Origin of the sequence: Streptacidiphilus jiangxiensis, from assembly GCF_900109465.1 — a bacterium.
GTDB lineage: Bacteria > Actinomycetota > Actinomycetes > Streptomycetales > Streptomycetaceae > Streptacidiphilus > Streptacidiphilus jiangxiensis.
This window is the reverse complement of record NZ_FOAZ01000014.1, coordinates 187,516-208,989: the sequence shown is the minus strand read 5'-3', so window position 1 is coordinate 208,989 and position 21,474 is coordinate 187,516. Positions and strand designations below refer to the sequence as shown.

Sequence of the window (21,474 nt, the reverse complement as noted above, 5' to 3'; positions counted from 1 at the left end):
CGCTCACTCTCCAAGGGTCGGAACGGCGGCGAGCAGTTCCCTGGTGTAGTCGGCCGCCGGTGCGCCGAGCACGTCGGCGGCAGGTCCTGACTCGACGACGTGTCCGTGCCGCATGACGACGATGTGGTCGGCGATCCGGGAGACGACCGCCAGGTCGTGCGAGACCAGGACGAGCGCGATGCCGTGCTCGGCCCGCAGCCGGTCCAGCAGCTGGAGCACCGCCGCCTGGACGGTGACGTCGAGCGCGCTGGTCGGTTCGTCGGCGAGGACGACGTCCGCCCGCAGCGCGACGGCCAGGGCGATGGCGAACCGCTGGGCCTGGCCGCCGGAGATCTGGTGCGGGTAGCGGCGCAGCAGCTCCGGATCGAGCATCACGTCGCGCAGCGCGTCGTCGGCACGCTGCCGGGCCACGGCGCCGCGGATGCCGTGGCGGGCGAGGACCCGCCGCATCAGGGTCCCCAGCCGCATCGTGGGGTTGAGGGAGGACTGCGGGCTCTGGCTGACGAGCGCGACGCGGGAGCCGCGCAGCGTGGTGAGGGCCTTCTCCGGGGCGGTCACCACGTCGGTGTCGCCGACCATGATCCGGCCGGAGACGGCCAGACCGTCGGTGAGGCCGAGCATGGCGTGCAGGGTGGTGCTCTTGCCGGAGCCGGACTCGCCGACGATGGCCACGCAGGTCCCGGCGGCCACGTCGAGGTGGGGCAGGGAGGCGAGCAGCCGGGCGTCCTCGCCCTCGCCGGCGCGGACCTTCAGGTCGGTGACGGTCAGGGACGACCGAGGGGGTGTCATCGGGTCAGCTCCCGGTGCGGGTCCAGGGCGGAGCGCAGGCCCTCGCCGAGCACGTTGAAACAGAAGGCGGTGAGCAGGATGGCCAGGCCCGGGAAGGCGACGACCCACCAGTCGGTGATGAACAGGTCCTGGCCCTGCTGGACCATCAGGCCCCACTCGGCGGTCGGCTCCTGCGGGCCCAGGCCCAGGTAGGACAGGGCGGCGGAGGTGAGGATGACGCCCCCGGCATCGAGCGAGAGTTGGACCAGGACGGGCGTGAGGGCGTTCGGCAGGACGTGTCGCGCCATGATCCGGATGCGGGAGACGCCGAGACAGCGCGCGGCGTCGACGAAGCCGCGGCTCCGGATACCCGTCGCCGTGACGCAGGCCATCCGCGCGTACCAGGGCCACCAGCCCACCGAGATGGCGATGATCGCGCTGCCGGTGCCGGGGTGCAGCACGGTGGCGAGCGCCACGGACAGCAGCAGCGCGGGGAAGGCCAGGAAGACGTCCGTGATCCGCATGATCACGTCCTTGACCACGCCGCCCGTGTATCCGGCGATCACCCCCAGCGGCACGCCGACCAGCGCGGAGACGGTCAGCACGGCCGCCGCGACGGTCAGCGAGGTGCGGGCGCCGTACATCACCCGGGTGAGCAGGTCCCGGCCGACGGCGTCGGTGCCGAACCAGTGCCGGCCGCCGGGGCCGGCCAGGGTGTCGAGGGGGTGGGTGGCATGGGACCCGTCGCCGGGGTAGGGGGCGAGCCACGGGGCGAGGACGGCCGCGAGCACGATCGCGAGCAGGACGACCGCGCCGACGGTGGCGGGGAGGTCCCGTCGCGCCAGGGCGAGCAGTCGTCGGGCCTGCCCGCCGCGCGCCGCAGGAGTAGGCGGGGCGCTGCGGTCGGGGGCGGGCGCCGGCGGCGCCAGGGTGGGGGAGACGTCGGTCATCACAGCCTCACTCTCGGGTCGATGACCGCCTGGGTCAGGTCCACCAGCAGGTTGGTCACCACGTAGGTCAGGGCGACCACGACCGTCACACCGGCGATGGCGGGGGCGTCGGAGGAGGTGATGGCGGCGGAGGCGTAGCGCCCGAGCCCGGGCCAGTCGAAGACCTCCTCGACCAGGAACGCGTTCACCAGCGAGAAGGCGAAGACCAGGGCGAGCAGCGCCAGCAGCGGACCCGAGGCCGGGCGCAGCGAGAAGCGGGTCAGCACCTGCAGGCGGGAGAAGCCGTAGGCACGCTCCAGTCGGGCGTGCGGGGCGGCGGACTCCTCCAACAGCGCGGCCCGGCTCATCTGCGCGACCACGCCGACGGGGTAGGCGGCCATCACGAGCGCGGGCAGCACCAGATGCGCGAGGGCGCTGTCGAGGACCGGCCAGTTCCCGGTGAGCAGCGCGTCCACGACGGTGAGGTGGGTGAGGTGCTCCAGCGGGCTGGTCTGGTTCAGCTTCGACGTGTACTCCCCGGCCACGGGGAACCAGCCCAGCTGCGCGGCGAACAGGTTCTGCACCGCCAGGGCCAGCAGGAACACCGGGACCGACACCGCCAGCATGGAGGTGGCCCGGACCGATCCGTCACCTGCGGCACGCCCCCAGCGGCCCCAGCGCCCCCACCGCCCGAGGCCGCGGCTCCGGCCGCCGCCGAGGCGCAGGTGCGCGCCGAGCAGGCCCAGCGGCACCCCCACCACGACGGCCAGCACCATGGCGCAGCCGACCAGTTCGAGCGAGGCGGGCAGGGCGGTGGAGATGTCCGTCAGGACGCCGCGCCGGGTGTGCAGGCTGGTTCCCCAGTCGCCGCGGAGCAGGCCGGTGACGTAGCGCCACAGCTGGTCGGGCAGCGACGCGCCGAGCCCCAGCTGCCTGCGGACGGCCGTGAGCTGGGCGGGCGTGGCGCGGGGGCCCGCGTAGGTGACGGCCGGATCGCCGGGGACGAGCCGGGTGATGACGAAGGTCAGCGCCACCACACCGGCGATGACAAGGGCCGACTGGGCCAGCCGCTGGGTCAGGAATCTCATGGCGACGGCTCCAGGTCGTGGACGAAGACGACGTCGGGGTAGGCGGGGTTGTCCCGGTAGCCGGTGATGCCGCTGGCGTAGACCCGCTGGTAGGTGTTGACGAAGAGCGGGGCCGCCGCCGCGTCCTGCTCCAGCAGTTGCCGCTGGAGCAGCGCGTAGTTGGCGCGTTCCGCGGCCGGGTCGGTCGCGGTGAGCTGCGGGATCGCGTCGATCTCCTTGTCGACGACCGGGTCGTCGAGGTAGCTGAGGTTGAAGGAGACCGGCTGCGCGGAGTGGAACAGGTTGACGAACCAGCTGTAGGCGCTGGCGTAGTCCGCGTACCAGTACATGAGCAGGATGTCCTGGCGGTGGGCCGGGTCGGTGGCCTTGGCCTGCGCCCACTGCGCGTTCCACTGCATGGGCCTGGCGTCGACGGTGATGTTGAGCGCCTGGAGGTCGGAGGAGAGCAGGGTGACGAACAGTTGCTGGGCGTCGTCCCCCTGCGCGTAGGTGAGGCTGAGATTCAGGTGCCTGCCGCCCGGTCCGTAGCCGGCCTCGGCCAGCAGCTTCCTGGCCAGGGGCAGGTTCTGGTGCCGGGTCAGTGCGGGGTCGTTGCCGGGCAGGCCGCTGGGGATGAGCCCCTGGGCCGGGCCGACGGAGCCGTGCAGGGCGGCGAGCAGGCCGTCGTAGTCGACGGCGTTCTGCACGGCCTGGCGCAGGCGCACGTCCGTCAGCGGGCCGGCCGCGGTGTTGAAGAACGCGATCAGGTTCTGCAGCGAGGCGGTCGCCTGGGTGCCCAGCGCGCGGAAGTGCGTCGCCTCCTTGAACAGCTCGGGGTTGAGCTGGGAGCGGAAGTCGACGTCGCCGGTCTCCAGGGTCTGCCATGCGGTGGTGACGTCGGGGGTGTGGTCGAACACGACCTGGCGGTAGTGCCGTCCGCTCCACCCGCCCCAGTAGCCGGGGAAGGCGTCGAGGGTGACCTCGGCCTCCTGGCCCTGGTTCCAGTCGGCGACGGTGTAGGGGCCGGTGCCGGTGTCGTGCGCGGCCTCCAGCCAGCTCTTCAGCGCGCCGGGCTTCACCCCGGGCGGAGCGGTGTCGTAGACGTAGGCGCCGTAGTCGGAGGAGGCGATGACGTCCATCGGCGCCGCGTAGGAGAGGTGGAACACCAGCGTGTGGGGGTCGGGGGTGTCGATCGAGCTGACGGCGCCCCAGATGTAGGCGGCGCCTCCCTGCGCGGCGATCGTCCGCGCGATCGCCGCCTTGGCGGCCTGCGCGGTCACCGGGTTGCCGTCGTGGAACCGCACGCCCTCACGCAGGTGGAAGGTCCAGGTGAGGCCGCCCGCCGTGGAGCTCCAGGAGGTGGCGAGCTGCGGCTTGACGGTCCCGGTGCCCGGGTCGTAGCGGGTCAGGGACTCGTAGACGTTCTGGAGGGCGACGAGCTCGTTGGAGTACGAGGTCGCCGGGTCCCAGTCGGTGATGACGTCCAGCGGGTAGGAGTAGGTGAAGGTGGGGGTGAGGGCGGTGGTGGCCGGGGGCGTGCCGCTTGCGCAGCCCGCGACGGACGCGACGCATGCGGCGAGGGCCGCTGCGAGCGCCGGCAGGCGAAGTCGCCGTGCCATGGGGGCCTCCTGCTGGGGTGGGGGAGAGGACCGGGGGTGACGGGCGGGGGTGGCTACAGGTCGCCGAGCGGGCCCGCGGCCTTGACGCGCAGCCGCAGGGCGGGTTCGTTCAGGTAGCTGAGCGGGACCTCGTTGATCTCGACGACCTCGACCCCCGAGGGCGCGCCCCCGGCCTGGATCGCGCGGTGGCAGGCGGCCTCCTCGGCGGCGGCGATCGTCTCGGCCCGCCCGTGGCCCGCCGGGATGATCGTCTCGACGGTGCCGCTGACCATGGCGATCGCGGCGCCGACGGCGTTGGCCACGTCGCCGTGGTCCGGGCGGACCACCTCGCTGACGCCGGGCAGGTCGTCGGGGATCAGGAAGGCCCCGCCGCCGACGACGACCAGCGGCCGGTCGGCCTTGCCGAGGGTGATCCGGTCCACGGCGTCCGCGAGCATGGCCTCGGCGTCGGCCAGGGCCTGGCGCAGCCGGGCGTGGGCGCGGCCCGGGATCCGCTCGGCGGACAGGCCCGTGCCGCGTCCGGCCAGGACGCCGGCGTCGGTGAGGGTGGCGGTGGCGCCGCCGAAGACGAAGGCCTCGCGGCTGATCCGGTAGCCGACGGACTGCGGTCCGACCTGGCCGTCGGGGCCGACGACGGTCCCGCCGCCCACGGCGAGGGCGAGGATGTCGGGCATCCGGAAGTTGGTGCGCACCCCGCCGATCTCCACCCCGGCCGCGGACTCGCGTGGGAACCCGGACACCAGCACCCCGAAGTCGGTGGAGGTGCCGCCCACGTCGGCCACGATCGCGTCGTCCAGCCCGGACAGGCAGGCCGCGCCGCGGATGGAGTTCGAGGGACCGGAGCCGATGGTCAGCACGGGGTAGTCCGCGGCGTAGTCCATCGTCATCAAGGTGCCGTCGTTCTGGGCGAAGTACGTCGCCGCGTCCAGGTCGCGTGCGGCCAGGGTCTGCTGCAGCCCGTCGCGGACCGTGGCGATCACCTGGTAGAGCGCGGCGTTGAGGACGGTGGCGTTCTCCCGCTCCAGCAGGCCGAGCGAGCCCACCTCGTGGCTCATCGAGACCTGGACCGCGTCACCGAGGTGCTTGCGGACCAGCTCGGCCGCCGCCAGCTCGTGGTCGGTGAACGCCGGACTGAACACACCCGTCAGCGCCACCGCGTCGACCTGCCCGGCGACGGTGTCGAGGAAGGCCCGCAGCCGGTCCTCGTCCAGTGCGCTGATCGGGCGGCCGTCGACGTAGTGGCCGCCGGGCAGCACGACCGAACCCGCCGAGAGCGCGGCCGCGAGGTCGCCCGGCCAGGACTGCAGCGGCGGGACGGAGGTGGTGGCCGGGCCGCCGAGGCGGATCGCGGCGACCCGGCCGAGGCCGCGCCGTTCCAGGATCGCGTTGGTGGCGTGCGTGGTGCCGAGCATCACCCGGCCGACGCGGCCCGCGTGCTCGCCGAGCGAGTCCAGCACCGCGGTGAGCGCGCTGCGCAGACCGGTCGTGACGTCCGCGCTGGTGGGCTGCTTGGTGCGCGCCACGACCCGGCCGTCGGCGGTCAGCACGACGGCGTCGGTGTTGGTGCCGCCGACGTCGATGCCCACGCGCAGGTCGCGGGCGCCCGGGGCGGTGCGGGCCGGGACGTCGGCGCGCAGGATGGTCGCGGACGGCGTGGTCGTGGTGGGCGTGGTCGTGGTGGGCGTGGTCGGGGTCATCGCAGGTGCTCCACCGGGGTGTAGTCGAGGTCGTAGCCGAAGGCCCGGGGCCCGGCGATCTCCAGGCCGCGCGGGGTGCGCCATAGCGGGTCGCAGGGCCAGGACAGGACGGTGACGCGCTGGCCGTAGCGCAGGGACTCGGTCGAGACGGCGTCGGCGGTCTCCACGTCGACCACGGTGATCAGGTCCGGGACGCAGGCGCGGACGCGGCCGTCCTCGAACGCGACGAGGTTCTCGTTCTGGATCTCCACGCGCAGCATCCGGCCGCGGTCCGCGCCGGTGCCGTCGAGGATGAGGCTGCCGCGCACGAACCCGCCGCCGGTGCGGCGCTCCACGTCCACGACCTTGCCGGTGAGCAGCGTCGTCGCTTGCAGCAGCTCGACGAGGGCCTTGACCGGCTCGCCGCTCTCGGCGACGGTCCGGCCGATCCGCAGCGCCGAGCTGACCGAGCCCTCGACGACCGCGCCGCGCAGCTCGGCGCCGGTCAGCACGTAGTCCGCCATCAGGGCCGAGCCGCCGCAGGCGACGGTCACCGCGCGGGCGATGGCCTCCGACCACGGGCCGTCGACCGGACGGAGCGTGGTGAGGTTGCCCTGCACATCGGCCAGCACGATCAGGTTGACCGGGAGACCGGCGACGTTCTGCGAGACCATCTGGACCTCGGGGAAGGCGCGGCCCATGCCGTCCGCGTCCACCAGCGGCAGGCCCAACCGGGCCGCCCACGCCACCGCGCCGACGCCGTTGCTGCCGCCGATCTCGCTCGCCATCACCGCGGAGACGGGGCGGCCGAAGATCCGCTCCACCTCGGCCGCGATCAGCACGGGCTCCTCGCCGCTCATCGGCATCTCGTGCGAGACGGTGGGCGCGCCGATCCCGGACAGGGGTAGCACCAGGCCGTCGGCCGCGATCCGGTCGAGCGGGACGACCGGGACGTCGCCGTACTCGGCCAGCGCGTGGGCCGCTGCCAGCAGACCGCTGTCGACGCTCCCGCCGCCACCGGTCCCCAGGACGCCGCAGCCACGCGCGAACGCGGGGAGGTCGTCGGGTGTGATCCGATCAATGGATTGCATGCCGAGAAGAGTGGCCCGGCGGTGAACCGGCGGGATAGTGGCGGTAGCACAAGTCTTTCCAAGCCGTTGTGCTGCTGGCACACTCCTGGCATGCCGCACGTCGCCGACCTGCTCGGATCCGGGTCCCTCATCCCCTTCGCGCTCCTCGCGGGCCCGGCGGCGCGGACCGAGCTGACCTCCGTCGCCGCCGTGGAGTCGCTGCGTGCGCTGGAGCACGTCCCATCGGGGGCGCTGGCCGTCGTCACCGGGCGGGCGACCCCGCGCGCGGCCGGGTACCAGGTCGACGTCGCGATCCGCACCGCCGCCGAGCGCGGCCTCCCGGCCCTGCTGCTGATCGGCGTCACCACCCTGCCGCTCACCGCGGTGCATCTCGCCACCCGCGCGGGTGTCGCGGTGCTGTCCGTCCCCGAGGACGTGGACGTCGCCAAGGTGGTGCTCCACCTCGGCCAGGTCATCCGCGGCGACGCCGCCGACGCCCTCGCCCGCGCCGACGCCGCGCTCGCCGTGCTCCGTGCGCCGGGCGACTCGCCCACCGAACTGCTCGCGCGCGTGGGCGAGGCCCTGGGCCGTCCGCTCACGCTGACCGACGAGCCGGACTCGGGAGAGCCCATCTGGGTCGCGGGCCGCTGCCGGGGTGGCGTGGTCGGGCCGAAGGACGACGCGGTCCGTCTGGTGCTTCCCGCCGTGGCCGCCGCCGTGTCGCTGCAACGCACCCGCGCACTCGAACGCGAGACGGCACCGGGAGCGGCCCGCGCCGAGGTCGTCGCGGAGCTGATCGTCTCCGAGCGCAGCCAGGCCGGCCAACTCGCCGAACGGGCCCGGATGCTGGGCTTTCCCGTCGACGAGGTCCACACCGTGGTCCGAGTCCGGACCGGCGCCGGGGCGAGTACGGCGGTGGGCCCCGGGGCGGGCATGGCGGTGGGCGTCGGCGCGGCCCAGGCCGACCTGGCCGAGGACCGGCGGCTCGCCGAGACCCTCGCCCTCCACGTCCACCAGGCCCGGCACCCCACCCACGAGCGCTGGACCGCCGCCCGCCTGGCCGCCGACCTCCTGCTGGTCGCCAGCAGCCGCACCGAGCTGCCCGAGCAACGCATCCGCGAGGCGGTCGCCCACGTGCGGGCCGAGCTCCTGGCCGAACACCCGGCCGCAGAACTGCACTTCGGGATCGGGACGGCGCACAGGGGAATCGACGGCCTGCGGCAGTCCACGCTCGAAGCGCAGGCCGCGCTGGACGTGGCCGTGCGCAAGCGCGTCGGCGTTCACGCCTTCGACGCGACCGGGCTCAGCCGCATCCTTGCCGCGGTGTCGGGCTCACCTCTCTCGCGCCGCGCCGTCGAGGAACTGCTCGCCCCCCTGGACACCCTCGGCCCGGCCGAAGCCGCAGAGGCCATCACCACGCTCGGCGCCTACCTCGACGCCCGCGGCTCCCTCAAGGCCGCCGCCACCCGGCTCCGCCTGCATCCCAACACGGTCGGCTACCGCATCCGTCGCATCACCACCCGGCTCGGCGCCGACCTCGACGACCCCGACACCTCCTTCGCTCTCCAACTGGCCTGCCGGGTCCGCCTCCAGGACTGACGCGAACGGCGTCACACAACGGACCGCGCGATGCGGAATCCGACGTCGTCGACCCGGAAGGTCGGGTGGCTCCGGCGTCGTGCGGACGCCCGGCAGCTCCAGTGCTCGTCGAACCAACCGCCGCCACGCAGCACCCGGTAGGTGCCGTAGACCTCGGCGTCGTAGACGTCCCAGCACCAGTCCCAGACATTGCCGAGCATGTCGTGAACGCCCCACGCGTTGGGGCGCTTGCCACCCACGTCGTGGAGGCGCTCGTGCGAGTTTCCGCGATGCCACGCGATCTCGTCGAGGGCCCCGTATCGCGGTCCCGCCGTACCGGCACGGCAGGCGTACTCCCACTCGGCCTCGGTCGGCAGGCGGTACCCGTCGGCGGACACGTCCCACTCGACGCCTTCGTCGTCGGCGTCGAAGGTGTACGCGGGCACGAGCCCGTCGGCCAGGGACAGGGCGTTGCAGAACCGCGCCGCGTCCCACCAGGAGACGCACTCGACGGGTAGCCGGTCCCCGTGCGCGGTACTCGGGCGCTCGCCGGTGATCCGGGCGTACAACGCCTGCGTGACCGGGAACGCCCCGAGTTGGTAGGCCGCGAGTTCGACCGGCCAACGGCGCTGCGTCCTCCGGTCGGACAGCGTCACCGTTCCCGGCGGGATGGCGACCAGCTCTTTCCCCGTGAACACGTCCATGATCAGCAGATCCTAGCGAGGCCCACGGGTGGGCCGAGGCGTTTCCTGGAGGGTGGCCGGGCTGCGCAAATTTGATGGAATGTGTTGACGCATGCTCAGAAGCCAACCATATTGAGCAGAACTGAACGCAGGTGCCACCCTCGGCGCACATCCCGCTCGCCTCAGTGGAAGGATCCGATGAACAGATCCCCTCGTCCACGCCTCCTGGCCCTGGCTGCCCTGGCAGCCTTGACGGTCACCGGCCTGCCCGCCCTCCCCGCCGCCGCGGAGCCGTCCGCCACCGCGGCCGCGGGTCCGGTGGTCGTCGGGGGCAAGTGCTTGGACGCCACCGCCGCCGGTTCCGCCTCCGGACAGCAGGTCCGACTCGCGGCCTGCAACGGATCCGCCGAGCAGAAGTTCACGTGGAACGCCGACGGTGGGGTCCGCGTCGACGGCAAGTGCCTGGCGGTCGAGGGGGGTTCCGTGGCCAACGGCGCGCTCGTCCACCTTGCCGGATGCGACCACGCGGCTCCGGACCAGCGCTTCGCGTACCAGCCCGACACGACCGTCCTCAGCGCCGAGTCGGGCAAGTGCCTTCAGGTGCAAGGAGGTTCGGCCGCCGAGGGTGCCGCCGTCGGGCTGGAGCCGTGCAACCCCGCGCAGGCGCTGGAGCAGTGGCAGGCGGCGAGCGCGCCGGCGTTCCGGTACACGGTCTCGGTCGGCACGCCCGCCGCGGGAGGCGACGGGGACGACACCCCGTCCTTCCCCTACCTCGACCGGAACGGCCAGTTCTACTACGAGTCGGCGCACTCCCTCTACGGCGCGACCGACAGCCGGAGTTGGGACTTCTACGCCGGCACGGACTTCGACACCGCCACCACCGCGTCGATCAGCAACACCGGCACCAACAAGGACACCACGGCCTTCTGCGACACCAGCCCGACGGGCGTCGAGGCCACCGACGCGCCCTCCGGTTCCGGATACGCGCACCGCAACTACTGTGATCTGGCGGGTGTCTGGGTCGACCCCGACACCGGCACCTGGTACGGGCTCGTCCACAACGAGTTCACCCCGCAGCCCTTCGGCGACGGTCTCCACTACGACGCCATCGACTACGCCTCCTCGACCGACCACGGCGCGACCTGGACCATCCAGGGCCACGCGATCACCTCGCCGTTCAGCACCACCCGCGGCGACACCAAGGCGTTCCCGAACGCGACGTACTACTACGGTGACGGCGACCCGCGGCTCTTCGTCGACCACCGCTCCGGGTACTTCTACGTCTTCTACATGTCCCGGCTGGTCGACAAGAAGGGCGGCTGGGCGGGCTTCCAGGAGCACGTGGCCCGTGCGCCGATCGCGCGGAAGATGAGCTCCGCGTCGTGGAGCAAGTGGTACGACGGATCGTGGTCGCAGCCCGGACGGGGCGGCAAGGAGAGCGACGTGATCCCGGCCGACGGCGTCGGCTCCGGATGGGTGCCTCCCGCCCAGAGCTACTCGCCGAAGACCCCCGGGAGCGCGGCCAGCCAGATCGCCGCGGGCACCACGCCGGTGACCTCGCAGCTCTCGGTGCTGAACATCGCCTGGGACGCCTACCTCGGCGAGTACATCGGCACCCCGGAGAACGAGGCGGGCTCCGACCAGCCGCAGCACTTCTACGTGACCGACGACCTCGCCACCGAGAAGTGGACCGACATCGGCTCGGCCGGCCTCCCGCAGAGCTCCTGGTACCGCTGGTTCCTGGACCCGGCCAACCTGACCGGCAGCGCCGTCGTCGGCCGCACCTTCCGCTCCTACTGCGAGTACTCCTGCCCGCCGGACGACGTGGAGTACTCGCAGTTCACCGTGGCACCGAGTGCCTCGGGCGCGCTGCCGAGGCCGCCGGTCAGCAGCGGCGTCAGCTACCGGATCGGCGCCGGTGACGGCGCGTACCTGACGCAGCAGGGCAAGGCCCTGACCACGACGGCGTCGGCGAACGGCGGCGCGTCCGCGCAGTGGACCTTCACCCCGACCGGCGACGGCTTCTGGACCATTGCGAACGCAGCGAGCGGCAAGGTCCTCGGGGTCGACTCCACCACGAACGCCGGACGTGCCTGGGACGCCTCCGTCTCCCTCGGCACACCCGGCCTGCGGCCGACCGTCGGCCAGCAGTGGTCCATCCAGAGCGAGACGCGCAGCCCCGCCGCTCACGGGGCCTCCCGGCCGACGGGCAGCCTCCGGCTGGTCAACCGGTACAGCGACCTCGCCCTCAGTCTGACCGGCGGCGCCCACGCCGTCGCGACGGCCCCGCAGCGCGACTGGAACAACCTGGCGGCCCGCGCGGGCGACAACGTGGCCAAGGCGGGCGACACCCGCTCCGTCGCCGCGCAGACCCTGCGCCTCACCGCCGCGGGAGGCGCCGCGCGGAACACCGTCGCCATCGCACCGCCCGGCGACCAGACGGCGCTGGCCGGAACGCCGATCACACCTCTCCCGCTCAGCGCGACGGACTCGGCCCCGCGACCGACCCTGACCTGGTCCGCAACCGGCCTGCCCGCCGGACTCTCCCTCGACCGGGCGACCGGTACCGTCTCCGGGACCCCGACCACCGCCACCACGGCCACCGTGATCGTCACCGTGCAGGACTCCAGCGGCTCGGCCGCCCGCACCGCCTTCACCTGGAGCGTCGCGGCCGACCTGAACGGCACCCACACGCTCACGATCGGCAGCGAGGCCCTGGACGACCCCAACTGGTCGACCACACAGGGAACCCAACTGGACACCTGGTCCGCCAACGGTGGCCAGAACCAGAGTTGGACCCTCGCCCACCAGCCGGACGGCTCCTACACCATCGCCAACGCCAACTCCAAGCTCTGCCTGGACGACGACGGCGGCAACACCGCCGCCGGGACCGCGGTCATCCAGTGGGCCTGCGGCGGCGGCAGCAACCAGGAGTGGCGGGTGACGCGACTGGCCTCCGGCGCCTACACCGTCACCAACGTCCACACCGGACTCCTGCTGACCACGGCCTCCACGGCCGACGGTGCGCCGGTCACCCAGCAGGCGGACAGCGGTGCCGCGTTGCAGCAGTGGACGCTCGGCTGACGCGACGCCGACGCACCGTGGAGCCGGCCGACCCGCCGGTCGGCCGGCTCCACGAGCACGACCCGTAAGACGACGTGTGCACCAGGCACCACCGCGCCCGTGCGCGGGCCCCGACCGTCCTCCTCACCCGGGAGACCAACCATGGGTCACCGAAGCCTGCCCTTCTTCTGTCGTGTCGCGCTCAGCGCGGCCCTCGCCGTCGCCGGTGCCCTGGGCGCCGCGCCCGGCGTGCAAGCCGCAGCCCCGACCTCCACCACCATCACCGTCGACGGCACCGATCCGGGGCTGACCTTCGACGGGGTCGGTGCGATCTCCGGGGGTGGCGGGAACTCCCGCCTGCTGGCCGACTATCCGCCTCGACAGCGCAACCAGCTGCTGGACTACCTGTTCAAGCCCGGCTACGGCGCCTCGTTGCAGACGCTGAAACTGGAGATCGGTGGCGACACCAACTCCACCGACGGCGCCGAGCCCAGCATCGAGCACACCAAGGGCGTCGTCGACTGCGACAACGGCTACGAGTGGTGGCTCGCGGAACAGGCCAAGGCCCGCAACCCGCACATCAGGTTCTACGGCCTCGCCTGGGGCGCGCCCGGCTGGATCGACAACGGCTCCGGCAACTTCTGGACCCAGGACACCATCGACTACCTGATGTCCTGGATGGGCTGCGCCGCCAAGCACCACCTCACCGTCGACTACCTCGGCGGCTGGAACGAGCGCGGCTACGACAAGACCTGGTACGAGCACCTCAAGGCCGCCCTGGTCTCCCACGGCCACGGCGCCACCAAGATCGTCGCCGCGGACAGTGACTGGTCCGTCGCCGACGACATGGCCACCGACCCCGCGTTCAAGAAGGCCGTCGACATCGTCGGCGTTCACTACCCCTGCGGCTACCTCGGCTCCTTCACGTCCTGCCCCAGCACCGCGACCGCGCAGGCGCTCGGCAAGCCGCTCTGGGCGAGCGAGAACGGTTCCGAGGACGCGAACGCCGGCGCCCCGGCCGTGGCCCGCGCGATCAACCGCGACTACATCGACGGCAGGATGACCTCCTACATCAACTGGCCCGTCATCGCCGCGCTCTACCCCAACCTCTCCTTCTCCTCCGACGGCATGTCGATCGCGAACCAGCCCTGGTCCGGCCGGTACAGCATCGGCACCACCACCTGGGTCACCGCGCAGACCACCCAGTTCGCCCAGCCGGGCTGGCACTACATCGACGCCGCCTCCGGCTACCTCGGCGGCAACCGTGCCGAGGGCAGCTTCGTGACGCTCAAGTCCCCGGACAAGCGGGACTACAGCACCGTCATCGAGACCATGGACGCCACCGCCCCGCAGACCGCGCGCTTCGCCGTCAGCGGCGGCCTGTCCACCGGCAAGGTCCACGTCTGGGCCACGGACCTGGGCTCGACCCGCTCCGCGGACTGGTTCGTCCACACGCAGGACATCACCCCGAGTCACGGCCACTACGCGCTCACGCTCAAGCCCGGTTACGTCTACACCGTCACCACGACGACCGGCCAGGGCAAGGGAACCGCCACCTCCCCGGCGTCCGCACCGCTCGGGCTGCCCTACGCGGACACCTTCCAAAGGCCTGCCACCACGACCTCCCCGAAGTACTTCACCGACATGAACGGCGCCTTCCAGACCGTCCGTTGCGGCGGAGGCCGGGCCGGGACCTGCCTGCGGCAGATGGCGGCGAGCACGCCGATCCGCTGGACCGACGAGCCCTACGACGCGCCGTACACGATCATGGGGGACGGTGACTGGACCAACTACACCGTCTCCGCCGACACCCTCTTCGAGCAGTCGAGCACGATCGAACTCCTGGGCCGGGTCAACCAGCAGGGCCGCAACAACAACGGCCTGAACGCCTACCACCTGCGCGTCAGCGACACCGGCGCCTGGTCGCTCGACAAGAGCGACACCAACTGGAACGTCACCACGCTCGCAAGCGGCACCGCCACCGCGCTCGGTACCGGTCGCTGGCACACCGTCTCGCTCACGATGCAGGACACCACCCTCACAGCCGAGATCGACGGCCGTGTCGTGGGCAGCGCCACCGACGGCAGCTTCACCAACGGCCAGGCCGGGCTCGGGGTGACCGGATACCAGACCGACGAGTTCGACAACTTCAAGCTGACCCCCGGCACTCCGGCCCCGCCGCACGTCGGCCCGATCACCTCCGCCCTGCCCGGCACGTGCGTCGACGACGCGGGCGACTCCGCCGTCGACGGCACGGCGGTGCAGCTCTGGGACTGTGACGGCGCCGCCTCGCAGGTGTGGACCTGGTCCAACGGCACCCTCACGCACGACGGCAAGTGCCTCGACGTCACCGGCCAGGGCACCACCGACGGCACCCTGGTCGAGCTGTGGGACTGCAACGGCGGCCCGAACCAGCAGTGGACGCCCCAGCCGGACGGCACCCTGAAGGGGACCCAGTCGGGGCTCTGCCTCGACGACCCCGCCGCCGGCGTCACCAACGGGACCCGGCTTGAGATCTGGGACTGCAACGACGGCGCCAACCAGCAGTGGAAACTGCCCTGACGGCTCCCCGGAGACATGGCCACTGCCACCGCCCCGACCCAGGAAAGGATCCACTCGTGCGAAGAAGAACGGTCACGGGGGTGCTCGCCGCCCTCGCGCTGTGCGTGTCGACGGGAGTCTGGTCGCCCGGGGCGTCCGCTGCGGCGTCGACCTCCACCGCCTGGACCAACGGAGCGTTCTCGGTCGACGCCGCGAACCTGGTCCGCGAAGCCGACATCGTGCTCGCCGGACCGAACACGGCCGCGCAGCAGTCGATGCCGCTCGGGAACGGCACCCTCGGGGCGGCCGTGTGGGCGGCGAACGGCTTCACCGCTCAGCTCAACCGGGCCGACACCCTCCCCAGCCGCAAGTCGCCCGGCTGGCTGCAGATCCCCGGACTGTCGCAGATCACCGACGCCTCGGACTTCTCCGGCGTGGTGGACCCCTACGACGGCGTGTTGCGCGAGTCCGGCGGCGGCATGACGGCCACCGTCTACGTCCGCGCCGACAAGGACGAACTCGTCGTGGACGTCACCGGGGCCGACCCGAACGCTGCCCAGACCGCGACCGTCAACCTCTGGTCGGGGCGCACACCGACCGCCGCCGCCTCCGGCAGCGTCGGCACGCTCGCCGAGACCTGGGCGGACAACGACGCCACCACCGGGTCCGGGAGGACCTTCGGCTCCCTCGCGGCGCTCACCGCAGGCGGACGCAACGTCAGCGCGTCCGTCGTCGACTCCCAGACCGTGAAGGTGAGCTTCACCCCCGACTCCGACGGCAGCTTCCGCGTGATCGTCGGCAGCCCGCAGTGGACCGGGGGAGACGCGGCCGCCACGGCGTCCACCCTGCTCGGCAGCGACGCCTCGGCCACCTCGGCCTCGCTGGAGGCGGGCCATCTGGCCTGGTGGCACAGCTACTGGGCCAACCTCGGCCTGGTGAAGCTCTCCTCGGCCGACGGCACCGCCAACTACCTGGAGAAGCTCCGCACCCTGTACTACTTCACCACCGCGGAGGAGTCCCGCGGACCCCTGCCGGGTTCGCAGGCGGGTGTCGGCGACCTGTTCAACTTCTCGAAGGACACCCAGAACTGGTACCCGGCCGCCTACTGGTTCTGGAACCTGCGCGGCCAGGTGGCAGCGAACATCGGCGCCGGCGCGTCCGCGCTCAACACCGGTCTGTTCAACCTCTACACCTCGAACCTGGCCGACATCCAGGCCTGGACGAGGACCTACATGGGCAGCAGCCTCCCCGGCATCTGCGTGCCGGAGACGATGCGCTTCAACGGCAACGGCTTCCAGGACGACAGCAGTCCCTTCAGTGACGCCTCCTGCGACCAGGCCCTGAGCACCTGGAACGGCCGGACCGTCTCCTCCGGCGCCGAGATCGGCCTGTGGGCCTGGCAGCAGTACCTCACCACCGGCGACCGGAACTTCCTGGCCGCGAACTACCCGCTGATGCAGCAGGCCAGCGAGTTCCTGCTCGCCTACACCGCTGTCGGAACCGACGGCAGGCGTCACGCGGTCGCCAACGCCCATGAGAACCAGTGGAACGTCCAGGACCCGGTCAACATGATCGACGCGATGAAGGCGCTGTTCCCCGCCACCGTCGCCGCCGCCCGGACCCTGAACACCGACGCGTCGCTCGTCTCCCAACTCCAGTCGGCGATCGGGCAGATCCCCGACTACCCGCGCACCGACGCGGCCACCCGGCGGCAGAACCTGACCGTCTCCGCCGACGCCTCCGGCACCGACGTGCTCGGCCAGTCCTCCCAGCCCACCGCCGCCGTCAACAACACCGAGAACGACGACCTCGAAGCCGTCTGGCCCTACGGCCTGATCGGCGACAGCTCCCCCCTGTTCTCGCTGGCCCAGCGCACCTACACCCACCGGGTCAACGTCCAGCAGAACGACTGGAGCTTCGACGCGGTCCAGGCCGCCCGCCTCCAGTTGCCCTCGGAGGTCGCGACGGACATGACCAAGCTGACCCAGCAGTACCAGGCCTACCCCGACGGCATGGGTGACCTTTGGGGGAGGACCAACGAGACGGAGCCCTACATCGAGCAGGCCGCGAACGTCGCCCTGGCCGTCAACGAATCGCTGGTCCAGGACTACGACGGCGTGCTGCGCATCGACCCCGCCGTACCCGCCGGCTGGGACGCGGACGGGACCGAGTACATCCAGGGCGCCGACACCGTCTCGGTGCAGGTCCACGGCGGCGTCATCGGCACCGTCGGCATCCACGCGGGCTCCACCGGAAGCGTCACGATGCGTAACCCCTGGCCGGGACAGAGCGTCGAGGTCGTCGACGGAACCGACGAGTCGACCGTCGTCCTCGCCCCGACGACGGCGGCCCAGTTCTCGATCCCGACGGTGGCAGGCACGTCGTACCTGGTTCAGCCGGTGGCCGCGCCGGTGTCCGGTATGACCTTCACCCAGCTCACCGGAACCCCGGCGACGATCGTCAGCCACCTCGGCACGGTCCAGATCGGCGTCGACAGGACCGGGCCCACCGGCCCGATCACCGGCTTCAACGGCCTGTGCGTCGACGACTCCGGCGCGAGCACCACCAACGGGAACCCGGTCCTGGTCTGGGACTGCTCCGGCGCCGCGAACCAGCAGTGGACCGTCGGCCCCGACGGGACCCTGCGCACCCTGGGCAAGTGCATGGACATCACCGGCGGCGCGACGGCCGACGGCACCAAGATCGAGCTGTGGGACTGCGACGGCGGCGGCAACCAGGTCTGGCAGGCCCGGACCGACGGGACGCTGAAGAACCCGCAGTCCGGCAAGTGCCTCGACGACTCCGGTTCGGGCCCGGCCGGCACTCAGCTCATCATCTGGGACTGCACGGCTTCCGCCAACCAGCTGTGGCACCTGCCCTGACCCTCGGAGCGGACCGTCGTGACCGGTGCCCCCGGCGGGCGCACCGGTCACGCCGGCCCCGAGGTCGACAGAGCTCTCGGTCACGCGCCCGGGGAAGGCGTCCGAGCCCCCGCGATCAGGCCAGGCAGGAGCCGACCTCTGTCACTGGTCGTCCCTAGGCTGTCGGCGTGACCTCCACCGATGGCCGAGAGTTTCCCGCAGCGCTGGCTGCCGCCCTTGTCGTCCCCTTTGACTACGACGATGGCGACGGGGTCGACTTCGAACCCTTCCGCGCCTTCCTTGCCGCGGAGGACACCACCGACTGGTTCCGGGCCTGGACCGGGAACCCGCAACTGACTGGTGACGCCTTCCGCGTGTTCGGCCAGAACGGCGCCGGCGGCTACGCGGCCTTCTGGCTGGTCCGACCCGGCCGACCCCTCGCCGACCAGCCCGTCGTGGTCCTCGGCTCCGAGGGTGAGACCGGCGTCGTGGCCCGTAGCCTCGGGGACCTCCTGTGGCTGCTCGCCGGTGGCTTCGGTCCCTGGGAAGCCGCCACCGACTCCGAGCCTGACTGGACACCGCGGCCCAACGAGGCCTTCGCCGCTGTCGCGAGGAAGTTCGCCCCGGGCCAGGAGCTGTCGGCTTCCGAGGTGATCGCGCAGGCAGCCCGCGAGTTCCCGGACGTCGACGACACGATCATGGGGACATCCAGCGGTAATGCCGAAGGGCCCGCACCGGGCACGAAGCACGGTGCGGGCCCCTCGCTGCTAGGCGGGTGCCAAGGCAGAAGAACTACAGCGGGCGAATGTTCTCGGCCTGCGGGCCCTTCTGGCCCTGCGTGACGTCGAACTCGACCTTCTGGCCCTCGAGCAGCTCACGGAAGCCCTGGGCGTTGATGTTCGAGTAGTGGGCGAAGACGTCCGGGCCGCCACCCTCCTGCTCGATGAAGCCGAAGCCCTTTTCCGCGTTGAACCACTTCACGGTGCCATTAGCCATAAAAACAATCTCCTTCAAGGGCTGTCCGGAGCATGCACGCTGCACGCCCCGAGTCGCCGCGATGAGCACCCACCCGGGCATCAAGCCGGGAAACAAAAATACGCCCGCTAGAGCAGGCGCACACAAAGTTCATGGGAACCACTACTGCAACTGAAGACAGCGTAACAGGCCGTAGCACCTCGTGCGTGGAGACCCCTCCGGCGTGGCGCCGCGCACGCCGCGTCCGGGCTGCCTGCGAGGAGCCGACCAGGACGGGGGTGATTCATCGGCTCCGTGGCCGCATACTTGCGGTAATGACAAGATCTGAGGGACCCCGACGCAGTCTGCCCGCCAGTCCGTTCATCCGCCGGACCACGCCGGCCCCCGAACAGTACGTTGTCGGTGACCGGGTGACACACGACAAGCACGGTCTTGGCCGCGTGGTCGCGGTGGAGGACGACACCTCGGTGATCGTGGACTTCGGCACGACCCACCGGCGCATCTCCACGCCGTTCACAGCCATGACAAAGCTCTGACACCCCCGACGCGGTGCACGCCCACGGTACGGGAGTCACGTGCGCGCGTCCTCGACGACGGCCTCCCGCACCGTGCGCAGCGTCCGGCTGAGGGTGTCCAGGTCGGTCGAGCCGAGCGCGAGGCGGATCGCCTGCGGGGTGTGCGTCGTGGTGCTGAACGGCTCGGCGCCGGTGACCGAGATGTTCCGGCGGGCCAGCGTGGCGGTCAGGCGGTCGGCGCGGGCGTCGTCCGGCAGCCGCAGCCAGGTGAAGTAGGACGCCGGGTGGCCGACGATCGGCAGGTCGGCCAGCTCCCGGCGGGCGATCGCCTGGCGGGCCCGGGCGTCCGCGCGCTTCTGCGCCTCCAGGCGCTCCGCCGTGCCGTCCGCGAGCCAGCGGCAGACGATCGCGGTGGTGAGGGCCGGGGTGTTCCAGGTGGTCGCCCGGATCGCGCGTTCGAGTGAGGGCACCCGGGAGGGCGGGGCGACGACGAAGCCCACCCGCAGGCCGGTCGCGATGCTCTTCGACAGCCCCGACACATGGACGGTGATGTCCGGTGCGAGGGTGACCAGGGGCGGTGGCGGATCCTCGACCAGGTAGGCGTACGAGGCGTCCTCGACGAGCAGGGCGCCGTGCTGCCGGGCGATGCCGATCATCCGGCCGCGGGCGGCCTGCGGCATGACCCAGCCCAGTGGGTTGTGCAGGGTGGGCATGGAGTAGATCGCGCGCACCGGACGGGCCGTGCAGAGCCGCTCCAGTGCGTCGAGGTCCGGCCCCTCGGCCGTCGTGGGGACGGGCGCCAGCTCGAGGTGGAACGCGTGGGCGAGGACCTTGAAGCCCGGGTAGGTGAGCGCGTCGACGGCGACGACGTCCCCGGCGTTCAGCGTGGCCATGACGGTGACGGCCAGGCCGTGCTGTGCGCCGTTGACGACGAGGACCCGGTCGGGATCGGACGTGATCCCGCGGCGGCTCAGATGCGCCGCGATCGCCGCCCGGTCCTGGGTGCGGCCCGGATGTGGCTGGTACCGCAGCAGGGAGTCGAGTTCGCCGGAGGTGGCGGTGGTCAGCTCCCGCAGGGCCTGCCGCAGGAGATCGGCCTGGCCGGGCAACGAGGGGTAGTTGAAGTTCAGGTCGACCGCGCCGGTGGCCACGACCTGCTGGTCGATGCCGTGCCCGGGCGGCACCGCGATGTCGCGCACGAAGGTGCCGCGACCCTGCTCGCGGCTCACCAGACCCATCGCCTCCAACTCGGCGTACACGCGTGTCGCGGTCACCAGCGCGATGCCCTCGCGGGCGGCGAGGGCGCGGTGGGTCGGCAGTCGGGTGCCCGCGGGGAGGCGGCCGGTTCGGATGTCGGACGCGAACGCGTCGACCAGGGTCTTGTACCGCGGGGCTGCCATGCGCCGCAGTGAATCCATGACAATTCTTTGACTGTCCTGCTCTCCGGTCCCTAGCGTCGGGATCCACGTCCACGCGTCCGGAGGGCAGCCGCCGTGCACATCGCCATCCTCACCTTCGAGGGCTACAACGAATTGGACTCCCTGATCGCCCTCGGTGTGCTCAACCGCGTCAAGGCCGAGGGGTGGCGTGTCACCATCGCCACGCCCGGTCCGCGGGTCACCTCGATGAACGGCATCACCATCGAACAGATGTCCACGCTGGAGGAGGCGTGCGCTGCCGACGCTGTGATCGTCGGCAGCGGCATCGCCACCCGCGAGGTCGTCGAGGACGCAGCCGTCATGGACGTGCTGCGCGGCCTGGATCCGACGCGCCAGTTGATCGCCGCCCAGTGCTCGGGCGCTCTCGTGCTGGCCAGGCTCGGCCTGCTCGACCGGATCCCCGCCTGCACCGACCTGATCACCAGGCCCTGGGTCGTCGCCGCCGGCGTCGAGGTGCTGAACCAGCCCTTTTACGCACGCGACAACATCGCGACCGCCGGCGGCTGCCTGGCCTCGCACTACCTGGCCGCCTGGGTCATCACCCGGCTCCGGGGCCGCGACGAGGCCGAGGCCGCACTGCGCTACGTCGCCCCGGTCGGGGAGAAGGCGGAGTACGTCGAGCGCGCCTGGCGCAACATCACCCCCTACCTGCCGGTGCCCACGCCCACGCCGACGTCGGTGCTCGTCTGA

15 protein-coding genes and 1 pseudogene are annotated in these 21,474 nt (G+C 71.9%); 7 read left to right on the top strand and 9 right to left on the bottom strand.

What is annotated here, in order from left to right:
* Window positions 1–3: 3 nt before the first annotated feature.
* The 6 genes from BMY61_RS25760 to BMY61_RS25735 are packed head-to-tail and all read right to left on the bottom strand — an operon-like array spanning window position 4 to window position 7,150.
* Complete coding sequence (locus BMY61_RS25760; protein WP_042454916.1) at window positions 4–789, bottom strand: ABC transporter ATP-binding protein; 786 nt, start codon at window positions 787–789, stop codon at window positions 4–6.
* On the bottom strand, window positions 786–1,718 hold the full coding sequence (locus BMY61_RS25755) for an ABC transporter permease (RefSeq protein ID WP_082015420.1): 933 nt from the start codon (window positions 1,716–1,718) through the stop codon (window positions 786–788). The genes BMY61_RS25760 and BMY61_RS25755 overlap by 4 nt, the downstream gene beginning before the upstream one ends.
* Window positions 1,718–2,785: an ABC transporter permease gene (locus BMY61_RS25750; protein ID WP_042454914.1), complete on the bottom strand. Its 1,068-nt coding sequence runs from the start codon at window positions 2,783–2,785 to the stop codon at window positions 1,718–1,720. The genes BMY61_RS25755 and BMY61_RS25750 overlap by 1 nt, the downstream gene beginning before the upstream one ends.
* Entirely contained in the window at window positions 2,782–4,383 is a 1,602-nt protein-coding gene (locus BMY61_RS25745) for an ABC transporter substrate-binding protein (RefSeq protein ID WP_042454912.1), read from the bottom strand. The genes BMY61_RS25750 and BMY61_RS25745 overlap by 4 nt, the downstream gene beginning before the upstream one ends.
* Before the next feature lie 53 nt (window positions 4,384–4,436).
* Entirely contained in the window at window positions 4,437–6,080 is a 1,644-nt protein-coding gene (locus tag BMY61_RS25740; RefSeq protein ID WP_082015419.1) for a hydantoinase/oxoprolinase N-terminal domain-containing protein, read from the bottom strand.
* Window positions 6,077–7,150: an S-methyl thiohydantoin desulfurase family protein gene (locus BMY61_RS25735; protein WP_042454910.1), complete on the bottom strand. Its 1,074-nt coding sequence runs from the start codon at window positions 7,148–7,150 to the stop codon at window positions 6,077–6,079. Before BMY61_RS25735 ends, BMY61_RS25740 begins: the two co-directional genes overlap by 4 nt.
* Before the next feature lie 90 nt (window positions 7,151–7,240).
* Between BMY61_RS25735 and BMY61_RS25730 the strand changes: the two genes are divergently transcribed.
* Window positions 7,241–8,728 (top strand): PucR family transcriptional regulator, encoded by a 1,488-nt coding sequence (locus BMY61_RS25730; RefSeq protein ID WP_052439187.1) that lies wholly within the window; start codon window positions 7,241–7,243, stop codon window positions 8,726–8,728.
* 11 nt (window positions 8,729–8,739) lie between these two features.
* Here BMY61_RS25730 and BMY61_RS25725 read toward each other — a convergent pair whose 3' ends face one another.
* Window positions 8,740–9,411 (bottom strand): formylglycine-generating enzyme family protein, encoded by a 672-nt coding sequence (locus BMY61_RS25725; protein WP_042454909.1) that lies wholly within the window; start codon window positions 9,409–9,411, stop codon window positions 8,740–8,742.
* A 177-nt stretch (window positions 9,412–9,588) separates the two neighbouring features.
* On the opposite strand from BMY61_RS25725, the gene BMY61_RS25720 reads away from it, so the two are divergent.
* From BMY61_RS25720 to BMY61_RS25705, 4 genes and pseudogenes are all read left to right on the top strand, one after another.
* Complete coding sequence (locus tag BMY61_RS25720; protein WP_161791321.1) at window positions 9,589–12,474, top strand: RICIN domain-containing protein; 2,886 nt, start codon at window positions 9,589–9,591, stop codon at window positions 12,472–12,474.
* A 141-nt stretch (window positions 12,475–12,615) separates the two neighbouring features.
* Window positions 12,616–15,015, top strand: a complete 2,400-nt coding sequence (locus tag BMY61_RS25715; RefSeq protein ID WP_042454907.1) for a ricin-type beta-trefoil lectin domain protein — start codon at window positions 12,616–12,618, stop codon at window positions 15,013–15,015.
* Window positions 15,016–15,071: 56 nt separating this feature from the next.
* Complete coding sequence (locus tag BMY61_RS25710; RefSeq protein WP_143094522.1) at window positions 15,072–17,876, top strand: RICIN domain-containing protein; 2,805 nt, start codon at window positions 15,072–15,074, stop codon at window positions 17,874–17,876.
* A gap of 167 nt (window positions 17,877–18,043) precedes the next feature.
* A pseudogene (locus tag BMY61_RS25705) lies at window positions 18,044–18,559 on the top strand (SMI1/KNR4 family protein); the annotation flags it as partial.
* Between the two features lie 88 nt (window positions 18,560–18,647).
* On the opposite strand, the gene BMY61_RS25700 reads toward BMY61_RS25705, so the two are convergent.
* A complete protein-coding gene (locus BMY61_RS25700) occupies window positions 18,648–18,851 on the bottom strand; it encodes a cold-shock protein (protein WP_042388274.1) in 204 nt (67 codons plus the stop codon).
* A gap of 389 nt (window positions 18,852–19,240) precedes the next feature.
* Here BMY61_RS25700 and BMY61_RS47885 point away from each other — a divergent pair, with 389 nt between their 5' ends.
* Entirely contained in the window at window positions 19,241–19,366 is a 126-nt protein-coding gene (locus BMY61_RS47885; protein ID WP_236656497.1) for a HypC/HybG/HupF family hydrogenase formation chaperone, read from the top strand.
* Between the two features lie 35 nt (window positions 19,367–19,401).
* Here BMY61_RS47885 and BMY61_RS25690 read toward each other — a convergent pair whose 3' ends face one another.
* Window positions 19,402–20,745: an aminotransferase-like domain-containing protein gene (locus tag BMY61_RS25690; protein ID WP_042454905.1), complete on the bottom strand. Its 1,344-nt coding sequence runs from the start codon at window positions 20,743–20,745 to the stop codon at window positions 19,402–19,404.
* Window positions 20,746–20,838: 93 nt separating this feature from the next.
* On the opposite strand from BMY61_RS25690, the gene BMY61_RS25685 reads away from it, so the two are divergent.
* A complete protein-coding gene (locus BMY61_RS25685) occupies window positions 20,839–21,474 on the top strand; it encodes a DJ-1/PfpI family protein (RefSeq protein WP_042454903.1) in 636 nt (211 codons plus the stop codon).